Source organism: Pseudocolwellia agarivorans (assembly GCF_002000085.1).
GTDB classification, from domain to species: domain Bacteria; phylum Pseudomonadota; class Gammaproteobacteria; order Enterobacterales; family Alteromonadaceae; genus Pseudocolwellia; species Pseudocolwellia agarivorans.
On sequence record NZ_MUZU01000002.1, the window covers coordinates 565,811 to 580,262 of the forward strand.

General features: G+C 36.6%; 10 protein-coding genes and 1 pseudogene. 4 read left to right on the forward strand and 7 right to left on the reverse strand.

The genetic code is table 11. From position 1 onward, the window contains the following. Positions 1 to 181: 181 nt before the first annotated feature. From B0X80_RS05480 to B0X80_RS05490, 3 genes and pseudogenes are all read right to left on the reverse strand, one after another. Positions 182 to 649 (reverse strand): annotated as a pseudogene (locus B0X80_RS05480) (YehS family protein); the annotation flags it as partial. A gap of 122 nt (positions 650 to 771) precedes the next feature. Further along, complete coding sequence (locus B0X80_RS05485; RefSeq protein WP_077338777.1) at positions 772 to 1,566, reverse strand: hypothetical protein; 795 nt, start codon at positions 1,564 to 1,566, stop codon at positions 772 to 774. Next, on the reverse strand, positions 1,563 to 2,750 hold the full coding sequence (locus B0X80_RS05490) for a hypothetical protein (RefSeq protein ID WP_077338778.1): 1,188 nt from the start codon (positions 2,748 to 2,750) through the stop codon (positions 1,563 to 1,565). The genes B0X80_RS05485 and B0X80_RS05490 overlap by 4 nt, the downstream gene beginning before the upstream one ends. A 258-nt stretch (positions 2,751 to 3,008) precedes the next feature. Between B0X80_RS05490 and mfd the strand changes: the two genes are divergently transcribed. From mfd to B0X80_RS05505, 3 genes are all read left to right on the forward strand, one after another. Continuing rightward, on the forward strand, positions 3,009 to 6,533 hold the full coding sequence (mfd, locus tag B0X80_RS05495; protein WP_077338779.1) for a transcription-repair coupling factor: 3,525 nt from the start codon (positions 3,009 to 3,011) through the stop codon (positions 6,531 to 6,533). Positions 6,534 to 6,654: 121 nt separating this feature from the next. Then, positions 6,655 to 8,241, forward strand: a complete 1,587-nt coding sequence (locus tag B0X80_RS05500) for a CsiV family protein (RefSeq protein ID WP_175623878.1) — start codon at positions 6,655 to 6,657, stop codon at positions 8,239 to 8,241. A gap of 49 nt (positions 8,242 to 8,290) precedes the next feature. Beyond that, positions 8,291 to 8,581: a DUF1244 domain-containing protein gene (locus B0X80_RS05505; protein ID WP_077338781.1), complete on the forward strand. Its 291-nt coding sequence runs from the start codon at positions 8,291 to 8,293 to the stop codon at positions 8,579 to 8,581. 208 nt (positions 8,582 to 8,789) lie between these two features. On the opposite strand, the gene B0X80_RS05510 is transcribed toward B0X80_RS05505, so the two are convergent. From B0X80_RS05510 to B0X80_RS05520, 3 genes are all read right to left on the reverse strand, one after another. Next, a complete protein-coding gene (locus B0X80_RS05510; RefSeq protein WP_077338782.1) occupies positions 8,790 to 9,101 on the reverse strand; it encodes a hypothetical protein in 312 nt (103 codons plus the stop codon). 159 nt (positions 9,102 to 9,260) lie between these two features. Continuing rightward, on the reverse strand, positions 9,261 to 9,950 hold the full coding sequence (locus B0X80_RS05515) for a pseudouridine synthase (protein ID WP_077338783.1): 690 nt from the start codon (positions 9,948 to 9,950) through the stop codon (positions 9,261 to 9,263). Positions 9,951 to 9,984: 34 nt separating this feature from the next. Further along, the gene (locus B0X80_RS05520; protein ID WP_077338784.1) at positions 9,985 to 11,130 is read right to left on the reverse strand and encodes a ribosomal protein uL16 3-hydroxylase; all 1,146 of its coding nucleotides are present in this window, start codon (positions 11,128 to 11,130) and stop codon (positions 9,985 to 9,987) included. A gap of 182 nt (positions 11,131 to 11,312) precedes the next feature. Between B0X80_RS05520 and B0X80_RS05525 the strand changes: the two genes are divergently transcribed. Beyond that, entirely contained in the window at positions 11,313 to 11,939 is a 627-nt protein-coding gene (locus B0X80_RS05525) for a LysE family translocator (protein ID WP_077338785.1), read from the forward strand. 94 nt (positions 11,940 to 12,033) lie between these two features. Here B0X80_RS05525 and ppsA read toward each other — a convergent pair whose 3' ends face one another. Beyond that, on the reverse strand, positions 12,034 to 14,412 hold the full coding sequence (gene ppsA, locus B0X80_RS05530) for a phosphoenolpyruvate synthase (RefSeq protein WP_077338786.1): 2,379 nt from the start codon (positions 14,410 to 14,412) through the stop codon (positions 12,034 to 12,036). Positions 14,413 to 14,452: the final 40 nt, after the last annotated feature.

Consider the following 14,452-nt stretch of genomic DNA (forward strand, 5'->3'; position numbering starts at 1 on the left):
TTTTAGTTGCTTTAGGATTAACATACAACTTACTTGCATTCGGTGAAGCTGCATTGTAATTTTTGTCTATATTCTCTGGCGCATTATCAGACGTCCTATCCGCTTTTTTAGACCAGCTTTTAGTACCACTATCAGAACGATTATTTTCTTTAGCTGGTGCATCTTGTTTTTTCGTATATTTTTCAGGGCGGCTAACATGGTATTTGTTATCTAAACCACGAATAAAGTTACGTAAAAACTGATCTTTACACACCTTATAATGTTTATGGTCTGACTTTCTGAAAAAAGCACCAAGCTCAGATTTACTAAAATTAAACTCTTCAGCTTTTACAATTTCAAGTATGTCTTCAGCTTTTAAGTTAAGGGCAATTTTTAACTTAGTTAAAATAATATTATTGGTAATTCTTTTTTCTGGCTGAGGTTGAGGACCGTCTTTCTTGCCTCTTTTCTCATTAATTAAACCATTCAAAAAAGTCGCTAACATTACGTCAGAACAATTAACATGAGCTGGATCTTCTTCCTTTTTTAACCAATTGCTTACTTCTTCACGGGTAACCGTACTTTCAGCTAAAGCAAAAATGTTAATCATTTTTTGGTCGTTAAAATTAAACGTGTATCTAAGGCGACGTAAAATATCGTTATTGGTCAAAGGAGTATCCTAAAAAATAAATCAAATAACTGTCCTTAAAAATATAAGGTACAAGCTGAAAATTGCAAAAAGCTATTTTATCAGAATTTAAAATAGATAACTTCCAATAGATGTTATTTAACTTATTTTAGAATGATTAAGTTATCTTGTTCATCGGGTATATCCGATAAGGTGATGGATTCCATAATGCGTTCTTGTGAGGCTAAAGCATGATTCGACCATTTTTTATGTTTATCAGAACGATCTACTCGGTGTCTAAAATCAACCTCTAAAAAGCTATTCTCACTTAACGGTAAACAATAATAATCATTACGCGACAAACGGTTATTACGAACTTCTTGATAAAATACCCAATCGATTTGATTAAAGCTTTTAATATAAGCTGCAGGAATCGGTGGCATCCCCCTATTTTCAATCCAACCTTTAATTTCTTCCTCTAATGCTTCTGCTTCAAATGGCCTAAACATTTTACTTGACTGCTCTATAATTTCTTGACGAATTTTGGTGTTTTTCCCATCAGACCTATTATGATAATCTTCATATTCTTGAATCAAAAAGTTAGCTAAAGCTTGTTTATCTAATACATTTATTTTATCCGTCTGTTTAATACGTAATTGACAACTCAACATACCAAATTCATCACCTGGAATAATCGAGATAACAGGTACATACATCCAGTTTTCAGTCACGATACGCACAAATTTATGCTGTTCATATGTTTTGGCATTTTGCTCAAACCAACTAGTTGAAGTATGCGGAAAACTAACATCTACTTTATTGGGAACCGCCATAACATTACTGTCTGGTAATTGAAGTGTTAATTGTTTATCCCCCAAAATAAAGTGATGTGTAATGCATCGATTAAAATCAGGCCCGCCCACAAAACCACGACAAAAGCCTTTTATTAAGTGCATCATATTCGACTATCACCTTTAGGTAGTGTATTAATAAATTTTCTTACTTTAGTTGCCGCAGGAATATTACCCAATAACTGCAATTGGTCTGCGTAGGAATTTAACCCTAAAAACGGTAACGTATGAGGGCTAATGCCAGGATCTGCTACTAGGTATTTACCAAATTTCATTGACCGTACCAAACTACTTGATGAAAGGTCGTTCGCACCTGCAATATTAGGTACTAAATCAAAGGGATTATTGCGTACTGAATGAATTTTCATCTTCATTCCATTCGCTATTTTTTTTAAGTGTGTCAGATTAGCCCCTGAGCCGTGTATTGCTACTTCTTGTGTTGTTAACGGTTTTCCATAATAAATCCGATAATGTTCTAACGCTGCACAAAATATAATGGCGCCTTGACTATGTACCAACCATTTAACTTTTTTTCCTTGCTGACTATTTTGAGCTAAAATCGCGGCCAAATGCTGTGCATTATGAGATTTCTTCCCTTGCCGTTTATCAAAAGCACATTCTGCTAAATCTAAACATAAATTATCAGTAGGATTATGAAACAATGTATAGGCTTTTATGCCATCACTTTGGTAAGCGGCATCTAAATGCGTGCCCATTAACCATGCAGCTTTATCTAATTCATTAAGCATTCCATTAACAGCAGCATGACTTGTATTAACTTGAGACGTTGGTGAAGGGTTTCTTTCCCATGCTCCTTCTAATGCTTTAAGTCCATCTTTATCCATGGCTTTATCATAAGTTGCATATGTTAATCTATCGACTTCATACAGCATAGTACGCTCTGCTGAAAAGTTATTCTTCGGACCACTAAGTTGTCTATCAAATAACACATCCTCAATATCTATTTTATTAGACGATAAGGAATACCTAATCAAATAATGATAACTACGAAATGGGTATTGCGTACGCCATAAACGTTTTAGAGGGTTACGACTGTGTTTTAATGAATTTTTAGCATTGGGGTGTGCACAAATGTACTTAATTTCTTTTTCTACCATTTGTTGGTCAAAATCATTTAATTGCGACAGCATAGCTAGAGCTTGGCAGGTAAAATTGACTTTATTAAATGGGAAGTTTTGACTTAAATTTACACCGTATTTCTTACAAGAAATAGTATCTAATGCCATAAGTGATTGTGCGTTGATATTCGTGTCAAGCTTAGTCCAAGACATAGTAATTTCCTTTTAAATTGATTCCATTGCCGATAGGGTAATATTTATGTTATTTAATGTAAAGAATAAGACCCTAACCGTTTCGTTCAAATGCTTTTTATATAATTAATGTTTTTACTCAAAAACTTTCTATCTATCTAAACTTTATGATCCATCTCATGCTAATATAACGCCGATTTTCAAACTTTTAACTGTCGGCTTTTAACGACAACTCTAAGTTTGAAACACCACTAAAATCACATATTTTATAGAGATGTTATGAGCAAGAATACAAGCCTTTTCAATCCCGTATTAGCGAAAAGAAAAGGAAAAAATGCAGATAAAAAAACATGGACAAACTTACAAGGCAGTAGCTCAAGCTTAGCGATATATCACGGTGCATGTAATGCCGAGTCGCCTGTTTTACTGCTAACTCATGACACGCCATCAGCTATAAGGATTGAACAAGAGCTAAAAAGCTTAAATACAAGTAAAGCCTTATCCATTTGCTTATTTCCTGATTGGGAAACGCTGCCTTACGATACTTTTTCTCCTCATCAAGACATTATTTCTCAACGCCTTGCTACTTTGTATCAACTTTCACGAATGGAAAGAGGTGTTGTAATCGTACCTGTGTGTACCTTGCTGCAACGTATTTCACCTAAAAAGTATCTTGATTTAAACAGTTTAATTATTAAAAAAGGTGATAGAAAAGATCTTCATCAACTTAGACAAGAACTTGAAGCAAGTGGTTATCGTGCGGTAGACCAAGTAATGGAGCATGGTGAGTTTTGCGCTCGTGGTGCCATTATTGATTTATTCCCTATGGGAAGTAAAACACCGTTTAGATTAGATTTTTTTGATGATGAAATAGATGAAATTCGTTTATTTGATCCTGAAAGCCAACGCTCTAGCGACAAAGTTGACGGTATAGATTTATTACCTGCGCACGAATTTCCAACAGATAAAGACGGTATTAACTTATTTAGAAGCCAATACCGCGAAATGTTTACGGGCAATATTCCTAAAGATTCAGTTTACCATCAAGTAAGTAACGGTATTTTACCCGCCGGTATTGAGTATTATCTACCGCTGTTTTTTGATGAAACAAATACCTTGTGTGATTATTTATCTGAAAATACTTTAGTGATTATTTCTGGTGATATAGATAAAGCACAAACACAGTTCTGGGCCGATGCTCAATATAGATATGAAGACCGAAAATACAATACATCACGCCCATTACTTGCGCCTGAAAAACTTTTTTTAAATAGCGAAGAACTTTATAGCGCGATAAAACCTTACGATAGAATAGTTTTACAGGCTCAAAATACAGAGCAAACAACTGACGATACAGCAAATGAAGAGTCAACCAGCAAAGCAGGTACTATTCATTTCGACGTAAACACACTACCTGACTTAACCGTAGATCATAAACTAAAACAGCCTTTTGAATTGCTCACCCAATTCATGAAAAACAAAGAATCCCCCGGTAAAATTTTATTTATTGCTGAAAGCCAAGGCCGCCGAGAAAGTGTTTTAGAATTATTACAACGCAACAATATAAAACCGAAAACATTTACAAATATCGACGCCTTTATTGAAAGCGATGACGTTATTGGTATAACTGTAAATGCCTTAACCCATGGTTTTATCTTTCAAAGTAAAGGCGTTGCGAAAAAGAATGCTATCGCCCTTATTACCGAATCAGAATTACTTGGCGACAGAGTTCAACAAACACGCCGTAGAAATAAACAAAAAGATATTCAAGCTGACGCTTTATTTAAAAACTTAGCTGAACTATCAATCGGCCAACCTGTTGTGCATATCGACCATGGTATTGGTCGCTACTCAGGCTTAGAAACATTAGAAACAGGCGGCATGACCACCGAATTTTTAATGTTAACTTATGCTAACGAATCAAAGCTTTACGTACCTGTTGGCTCGCTACATTTAATTAGTCGTTACTCAGGTACCGATGCCGAACATGCTCCTTTACACAAGTTAGGCACCGACAGTTGGAGTAAAGCGAAGAAAAAAGCCATTGAAAAAGTTAAAGACGTAGCTGCTGAATTATTAGATATTTATGCCAAACGTGCCACCAATCACGGCTATACATTTAAACGCGACAAAGATGACTATCGCGCTTTTGCTGACAGCTTCGGCTTTGAAGAAACCCATGACCAAGAGCAGGCAATTAATGCCGTAATTAGCGATATGCTTTCACCTAAAACCATGGACCGCTTAGTATGTGGTGATGTTGGCTTTGGTAAAACAGAAGTCGCTATGCGCGCCGCTTTTATCGCGGTTAACGACGGTAAACAAACAGCGATCCTTGTTCCAACTACTCTACTTGCACAACAACATTACGAAAACTTTAGAGACCGTTTTGCTAATTGGCCAGTCTCTATCGAAGTATTATCTCGTTTTAAAACCGCTAAAGAACAAAACGCTGTTATCGCTAAAGTAGAGTCTGGTGAAATAGATATTTTAATTGGTACTCATAAGCTTTTACAAAACAGTATCAAATATAAAGATTTAGGTTTATTAGTTGTTGATGAAGAACATCGCTTTGGCGTTAAACAAAAAGAAAAAATTAAACAACTGCGTAGCAATGTTGATATTTTAACATTAACCGCAACCCCTATTCCTAGAACATTAAATATGGCTATGGGCGGCATGCGCGATTTATCAATTATTGCTACACCACCAGCCAAACGTTTAGCCGTAAAAACCTTTGTAAGACAAAGAGACGATGCGCTGATTCGTGAATCAATACTGCGCGAAACAGTACGTGGTGGCCAAGTTTACTTTTTACATAACAACGTAGACACCATAGAAAAAACTGCAGCAGACATTCAAATTTTAGTGCCTGAAGCACGTATTATTGTTGCCCATGGTCAAATGGGAGAGCGTGACTTAGAACGTGTAATGAGCGACTTTTATCATCAACGTTACAATGTACTTTTATGTACCACCATTATTGAAACCGGTATCGATGTACCAAGTGCCAACACTATCATAATGGACCGAGCCGACCGTTTAGGTTTAGCTCAGCTTCATCAACTTAGAGGCCGCGTAGGTCGTTCGCATCACCAAGCTTATGCTTATTTATTAACGCCCCATGAAAAAGCCATGACCAAAGATGCCAAAAAGCGATTAGACGCTATCGCATCACTTGAAGATTTAGGTGCTGGTTTTACACTAGCCACACACGATTTAGAAATACGTGGTGCCGGAGAATTATTAGGTGAAGATCAAAGTGGTTCTATGAGCCAAATAGGTTTTAGTTTATACATGGAAATGCTTGATCAAGCGGTTTCTTCACTCAAAGACGGTAAAGAGTTATCGCTAGACCAAGTGATGCGTAATCAAACAGAAATTGAGCTACGAGTTCCCGCTTTATTACCTGACGATTATATTTTTGATATAAGTTTACGCTTAAGTATTTATAAACGTATTGCCAGCTGTAAAAACAAACAAGAATTAGACGAAATTCAGGTTGAACTCATCGATCGATTTGGCTTATTACCACAACCTGCAAAGAATCTTGTTCACATTGCTAAACTTCGTCTTAAAGCACAAAAAATTGGTATTTCAAGAATCGAAGCCCATGACTCAGGCGGTTCAATTGAATTTAGCGACGACACTAAAGTTGACCCCATGCAAATTATTAAACTTATTCAGCAAAAAAATACCATATATAAAATGGACGGAGCTAACAAACTTAAATTTATTCAAAAAACTGAAGACAGTAAATCTCGATTTATACTAATAGCCACTATTTTAAATGAGTTAGCTTAGTATTGATGATGACAAACTCAATTGTAAACAAAATGTAAATTTATTAGTAACTCTTTACCCTTGAACTTTGGTATTATTGTTAGATAACATAGCTTATAGCGTAGAAATTAAAGGAAACGACTTGATTAGGAACATACTAAAAACAGCCAGTTTGATAGCATTGCTGCCCACATTAACATTGTCGTCAAGTGCTAATGCCGCTATTAGCTATTCAAACTCATGGTTTGAAATAGAAGTGATTTTATTTCGCCAAATTGACGATAAAAGTCAATTACAAGAAGTATTTCCTGAAACAAGTGTTCTGCCTACGCCTGAACATTTTATCGATCTTTTAGGTCCTTATTTATCCCCTAATATCGCTCAATTAAAAAATAGAATACCAAGTTGTACTGAATTTTCGAATCAAAAAAATACTGAATTTACACTTAACCCTGTTGAAATTCAGTATCAAACCTTTGATGAAGCAATATTAGAAGATATAGCAAACAACTTTTATCTTTTTAACAACGCCAATATTACAAAAGAGCTTAGTGAAATTACTTCACTTGCCCCTAATACAGTAATTGAAAGTGTAACTGACGATACTCAAGGCGATCGAACGAACAATACTATTGATAGTACTCTGTTATTAAGTGAGCCAGGTATTATTGAAAAAGATAATGACGTTCAAGCAGCAGTTGAACAAATTGACCATACATTATCAACAACAGACAACCTCATTACATTACAAGAAGAGCTGACAGAACAAGCTCGTGAAGCGAATACTCAGCAACAATATACGTTTTCTTCATTTGATGTACCGCAAGAATTTTGTCGTGTTCCCGAAGTGTTTTTTGATGACTACAAAAAAAATCATCCATACTTTTCTTATAATGATGTATCGCTAGAAAGCACGCCACTATTATTCTCTGGTGAAGAAGACCTAACAACAGAGCAGCCTTATATAATTAATGAAGCCTCTCTACAACTAAACGACATAGTCAAACAACTTAAGCGTAGTAGAAACTTCAGACCTTTACTTCATATGGGGTGGAGACAAATAACAAGAACCAAAAGCGAAGCAATACCACTCAAATTATATGCGGGTGAAAACTTAATGCAGCCTTATTATCAGGCGCTTGAAAACTACCAAGATGCAGTTAAGCAACAACAAAATAACCTTTTACTAGAAGAACAAGCTTTAATAGCGCAAAACGTTAATAATCAATTGATTGATGACAATACAACAAATAGTCACGAAGCACTGCAACAGCAACTTTTACAAAATAAAATAAGTAATATTTTACAGCAAGCGCAAACCACTGAACCAACTATTGATAATGTGTTAAACAGCTTGAATACTAGTCCAAATGGCGTGGTTAATCCAATCAGTGATTTATTAATGACAGGCGGAGAAAATACGCTTGAGACCCCATTAATTGAACCACAAAAGCCACCGCAGTCTTGGACTATAGATGGCTTTTTAAAAGTAGAAGTAGATCACTTTTTACATATTACTGCTGACTTTAATGTTATTAACATGTCGTTGGCAGAACAAGCAACTCAACAACTAGTATCTAAAGAACCTATTACATTAAAATCAATTCGTTTTGAACAAAACAAACGTGTGCGTAGTAAAGAAATACACTACTTTGATCACCCATACATGGGCATGATTATTCAAATAAGACGCCATGAACAAAATCAACCGGAAGATGAAGCCGAATAAGCTTTAAATTCTCATAGTATCCACCTAAAGCAATAAAGAGTAATAAGCAATGGATAAAGAAGTAGAAATTCAAGCGGCAGTATTTAGACGTTTACTCGCCCATTTAGACAACCGTAAAGACGTGCAGAACATTGAGCTAATGAATTTAGCGGGATTTTGTCGAAACTGCTTTTCTAAGTGGACAGTTGCAGAAGCTGAAAAACTTGGTGTAGAAATAGATATAGACACAGCGCGCGAACAAGTATATGGCATGCCTTATGCTGAATGGAAAGAAAAACATCAACTACCTGCAACACCTGAACAGCTAGAAAAATTTAATCAACTTAATCCTAAAAAGTAAGTTTTTTTTAAAATAGCATATACCCGTTATCATTCAAGATGCAGGTTTCAGTGGGAACTAAAAACAATTTAGGCAAGGCATTAAGTTTACGTCATGGTTATTCCCTTACTAAAGTTAATAACGAAGCATAAATTTTTTTTAGACCCATCGAAGAAGCGCTTGAGTGCTAACGGGTATATACCCCTTACCATTTAGTTTTATAAAAAAGCTAAATGGTAATTGAAATACCAACCTTATCCGACTCTCTACGATCTTTAGTATTTCTTGACTCTAACCAACGGCCTCGTTTAGCAACTTGTTTTCTACGATCATTAGTAGAACGTCTATCTTTTTCTACCCAGTTAGATCTTTTTTTCACTAATTGTGCCTGACTTTCATCCGCATCACTTTCATCAACTTTATCTTCTTTTTTAGTTAACTTTTGCTGCTTATAATGCTTTTGTTTTTGTTTGCTATTATTTGTTATACTTTCAGCTTTAGGCACAAGTACCGACGTTAATAGATCTGGAATAACATCCATAACAACCAACCTTTGTTGTAATTAATTAAATGTCTTAGCAGTTTATCGGCAGGTATTCATTTTTGTTTAGCTTTTTAGATTATTTTATTAACAATAAAATAGACTTTTTCACACGGTAAAGAGTAAGCCATAAAGTCTTTGTTAACACAAAATTATCATTTACCTAAAAAAGCTCACTTCATCTTCAGTTAAGTATCGCCATTCACCTAGCGGTAAATCAGCGAGTTCTACACAACCAATACTCTCTCGATGTAGTCCTACAACTTTATTACCTATTGCAGCAAACATACGCTTTACTTGGTGGTATTTACCTTCGGTAATGGTAAGTAATACCTCTTGTTCTTCAACTATTTCTAAAATACCGGGCTTAGTTAAGCCTGTTTCACCTTGTAGCTGAACACCTTCTTTAAAGCGTTCAATAGCAGATTCGTCAATGGGATTTCTTAACCAAACACGGTATGTTTTATTACAATCTTTTTTAGGAGAAATAATATTATGTGACCAACGACCGTCGTCTGTAACAATAACGAGTCCGGTTGTATCTGCATCTAAACGTCCTGCTATGTGTAAATCAAACGCTTTATCGACTTCAACGTAATTCAAAATAGACGGATAAACTTCATCTACGTTAGAGCAAATGGTATCAAGAGGTTTGTGTACCATAATATAGCGTGAAGTTCTTGGCGTGAGTATTTGACCGTCAATATCGACGGTATTATTTTCGTGAACTTGTGTTGCTGCGTTTTTAACCACTTCGCCATTTACTCGTACATCACCACTTTTAAGGACTTTTTTAGCTTCTGTTCGGGTTAACTCAGTACTTTTACAAATAAATTTATCTATACGCATTTATCTAACTCTTCAAACCTTTTTACCTTTATGCTTATTCAGCAAAATACCAATAACCTAAATCGAGTTGCGCTTTAACAAAACTGATAAACGCTGGATTCTCTTTCCACGGCTCTAGTGCTTCTGAATCAACACATACGTTATCGCACAATAGTTTAATAACAGGTGTAATAGATGAATCAAAATCAACTTGGCTGCCATTTATATAACAAATACCTTGCTCAACCGTATCGGTAAAGTAGAAAGCACGTAAACCACCTAAACGTAATAAACTGGTTTGCGAGAGAATTTCAGTTACATCTTCATCAGCAAAAGGTTCTTCGTTGGGGACAAGATCCATTTCATGTTTAGCTTGCGTCATATAACAACCGGTAAAACTTCTAAAAGCATCATCGTTATCTAGTAATTGCTGTAGTTGATTTTTAATTAATAAATAATCTTTCGAGTCTATTGCACCGCTATGTTGAGTGGCTTCTCGATTAGGATCGACTATTAGCTCGTTACCTTGATCGTTGTCGATCAGGTGATCCGCAAATGCACTCAACAAGCTTACCGTTGAGTTAGTTCTAAAGCCTACAGAAAAGCTCATTGAATTATTTAATGACTTACCTTCGTGAGGAAAGCCCGGTGGAATATACAAAATATCGCCCGCTTCAAGCTCTTCATCAATAATAGCGTCGAAGCTTTCAACATGTAATAAAGCCGTATGAGCCGAAAATTCTTTATGCTCACCATTGTCCCCTACTCGCCAGCGTCGATTACCTGAACCTTGGCAAATAAAAGTATCGTATTTATCCATATGCGGACCAACGCTACCATTAGGCGTAGCAAAACTTGCCATTAAATCGTCTAAACGCCAGTGGGGAATAAATCGAAATGCTTCAATAATTTTAGCGGCATCTTCCGACCAATTATCTAATGCTTGTATGACTAACGACCAGTTTTCTTCACCTAAGTGATCGTAAGATTCAAACGGACCAAATTCAGCTTGCCATTTACCGTCAGCATGATGAATCAGTCGCGATTGAACTTGCTCTTCGCACGCGATACCAGCAAGTTCGTCAGGAGAAATAGGATCTTCAAAATTTAAAAAACCTTGTTTGATAACAACTGGCTTTTTTTGCCAGTAATCACGTAAGAATTCTTCTTGGGTAAACTGAGTTAAATTTAATTGAAACATAGACTATTTTCGTATTCTGTAATTTTATCTGTACTTGCGCGAAGTTTATCACGTTAGCTTACAGCTCGTAATCTCTCATTAAATAATTATTACCTCGTTATTCAACGACCATTCATTAGACAAAATAGGCCACTCGCCATAGAATGATTTTTCTAAGATAAAGAATAAAGAGATAACACACGATGGATTTGATTCAAGGTTTAATGATCATTACCACTATTCACTTTTTAGCAGCCGCAGCACCAGGACCAGACTTTGTACTAGTGTCGCAACAAACACTCACCCATGGTAAAAAAACAGGTTTGTTATGTAGCATAGGGATCACGCTAGGTTTATCTATCCATCTAATCTATTCAGCCCTTGGTTTAGCGGCCGTTATTGCCAATTCAAGCTCTGCACTTTGGGCGATTAAAATTATTGGTGGCTGTTATTTACTTTACTTAGGTTATAAAGGCATTACCTCTAAAAAATCAAGTCACGAAGCAGTTCAAATAGTTAGCGTAAAAAACTCACCACTCAAAAGTATTGGTATCGGTTTTTTATGTAACGCACTGAATCCAAAGGCTCCTATCTATTTTGTGTCATTATTTACCTTAGTGCTATCGCCTGACTTACCTCTTTCACATCTATTAATTTACGGCGTTTGGATAATGGCTATTCAATTTATTTGGTTTTCAAGTGTAGTGTTTTTACTTTCAAGACCAGCGGTCAATAAAAAATTTCAAGACATGGGGCATTGGGTAGATAGAGTAACGGGTGTCGCTATGGTTGCACTGGGTTTAAAAGTGATAACCACTAAGCTGAATTAACACTTTTCGCCTTTATATAATAATTAATTTTCAAATAAAAAAGGTGAGCTAATTGCTCACCTTTTTGTTTCTAACATTTTGTTTTACTTAACGATTAATCTTTACCATGCTGCTCAGCTAAATATAACCAAGTAGGTATAACCGTATCAGGGTTTAACGATACACTGTCGATACCTTGCTCTACCAGCCAAGCGGCAAAGTCTTCGTGGTCGCTTGGACCTTGACCACAAATACCCACATATTTACCTCGTGCTTTACAGGCTTTAATCGCCATAGACAATAAGGCTTTTATTGCAGGGTTGCGCTCATCAAACAAATGCGCAATTAAGCCTGAATCTCTATCTAAACCAAGGGTTAACTGTGTTAAATCATTAGAGCCGATTGAAAAGCCGTCAAAGTGATCTAAAAACTGATCAGCCAATAATGCGTTTGAAGGCAGTTCACACATCATAATTACGCGTAAGCCATTCTCGCCACGTTTTAATCCATGTTCAGCTAATATATCAATTACCTGTGTTGCTTCTTCTAATGTACGAACAAATGGGATCATTATTTCTACATTGGTTAAACCCATATCGTTACGTACACGTTTTATCGCCTCACACTCAAGAGCGAAACAATCTCTAAAGTCTTTAGAAATATAGCGCGCTGCACCACGGTAGCCAATCATAGGGTTTTCTTCTTCTGGCTCGTATTCTTCACCCCCCACTAAATTAGCGTATTCGTTCGACTTAAAGTCAGACATGCGCACAATCACTTTTTCAGGTGAATAAGCAGCAGCTAATGTAGAAATACCTTCGGTAAGTTTAGCAATGTAAAATTCTACAGGGCTATCGTAACCCGCGATAATATCGGTAATTTCTTCTTTTAAATCTATCGATTGCTCATCAAAATTAATCAGTGCTTTAGGATGCACGCCAATCATTTTGTTAATAATAAACTCTAAACGCGCTAAACCTATACCTGCATGCGGTAAACGAGCAAACGCAAAGGCTCTATCAGGATTACCCACATTCATCATTATTTTTAGTGGTAACTCAGGCATTTTGTCTACTTCAGAGGTTTTAACCTTGTATTCAAGTTGTCCCTCATAAATAAAGCCAGTATCACCTTCAGCACACGACACGGTTACTTTGTCGCCATTGGCTATTTTACTGGTTGCATCGCCACAACCTACTACAGCAGGAATACCCATTTCACGGGCAATAATAGCAGCATGGCACGTACGGCCACCACGGTTAGTAACAATGGCTGAAGCACGTTTCATGATAGGTTCCCAGTCAGGATCTGTCATGTCAGTGACTAAAACATCGCCCGGCTGGATCTTATCCATTTCATCAAGCGAGGCAAGCACCTTGGCTTCACCACTACCAATTTTATGGCCAATTGAACGACCTTCAGCAATGACTTTTGCGGTTTCTTGTAATTGAAACTGTTCTATTACATTAGTGCTTTCACGGCTACGTACAGTTTCAGGTCGAGCTTGTACAATATATAACTTTCCGTCGAGGCCATCTTTTGCCCATTCAATATCCATAGGGCGTTGATAGTGCTTTTCAATAATAACGGCTTGCTTAGCTAAATTCATTACCTCATCGTCGGTTAACGAAAAGCGATTAGATTGCGCTTCGTCTACATCAACAATTTCAACTTGCTTGCCATGCTCAGGGTTGTCTGCGTAAATCATTTTAATGGCTTTACTACCGATATTTCGGCGAACAACGGCAGGTTTACCTTTAGCTAACGTAGGTTTATGAACATAAAATTCATCAGGGTTAACAGCGCCTTGTACCACCATTTCACCAAGGCCTAAGCTTGAAGTTACAAACACTACATCTTCAAAACCCGATTCAGTATCGATAGAAAACATAACACCGCTTGACGCAATATCACTTCGCACCATACGTTGAATACCCGCTGAAAGCGCGACACCACGGTGATCGTAACCTTGATGTACACGATATGAAATAGCACGATCATTAAATAAAGAGGCAAATACATGCTTGATGGCAATCATTACGGCGTCAAGTCCACGTACATTTAAAAAGGTTTCTTGTTGTCCTGCAAAAGACGCGTCGGGCATGTCTTCAGCCGTTGCAGATGAACGCACAGCAAAAGAAGCTTCATTTGAAAATTCACCCGCTAGCTTGGCATAAGCTTGCTCAATGTCAGTCTGCATTTGTGGTAAGAATGGTGTATCGATAATCCATTGACGAATAGTTGTACCACATTCGCCTAGTGCGTTTAAATCATCTACATCGAGCGTATCTAAAAGTTGATAAATTTTGTCGTTTAAGCCGCTTTGCTCTAAAAACTCGTTAAAGGCAAACGAGGTAGTAGCAAAACCTCCTGGCACTTGCACACCAACATTGGCTAGGTTAGAAATCATTTCACCTAATGATGCATTTTTACCGCCTACGCGATCAACATCATTCATTCCAAGTTCTTCATACCAAAGTACATATTCTTGCACGACAACATCCTCAAGTTATTTAATAAAAGTGTATAATTAA

Excerpts from the sequence above, each read along its gene's own strand:
- B0X80_RS05520 (WP_077338784.1), bottom strand. The coding sequence starts at position 11,130 with ATGTTTCAATTAAATTTAACTCAGTTTACCCAAGAAGAATTCTTACGT.
- B0X80_RS05515 (WP_077338783.1), bottom strand. The coding sequence starts at position 9,950 with ATGCGTATAGATAAATTTATTTGTAAAAGTACTGAGTTAACCCGAACA.
- B0X80_RS05505 (WP_077338781.1), top strand. The coding sequence starts at position 8,291 with ATGGATAAAGAAGTAGAAATTCAAGCGGCAGTATTTAGACGTTTACTC.
- B0X80_RS05510 (WP_077338782.1), bottom strand. The coding sequence starts at position 9,101 with ATGGATGTTATTCCAGATCTATTAACGTCGGTACTTGTGCCTAAAGCT.
- B0X80_RS05485 (WP_077338777.1), bottom strand. The coding sequence starts at position 1,566 with ATGATGCACTTAATAAAAGGCTTTTGTCGTGGTTTTGTGGGCGGGCCT.
- B0X80_RS05525 (WP_077338785.1), top strand. The coding sequence starts at position 11,313 with ATGGATTTGATTCAAGGTTTAATGATCATTACCACTATTCACTTTTTA.
- B0X80_RS05490 (WP_077338778.1), bottom strand. The coding sequence starts at position 2,750 with ATGTCTTGGACTAAGCTTGACACGAATATCAACGCACAATCACTTATG.
- mfd (WP_077338779.1), top strand. The coding sequence starts at position 3,009 with ATGAGCAAGAATACAAGCCTTTTCAATCCCGTATTAGCGAAAAGAAAA.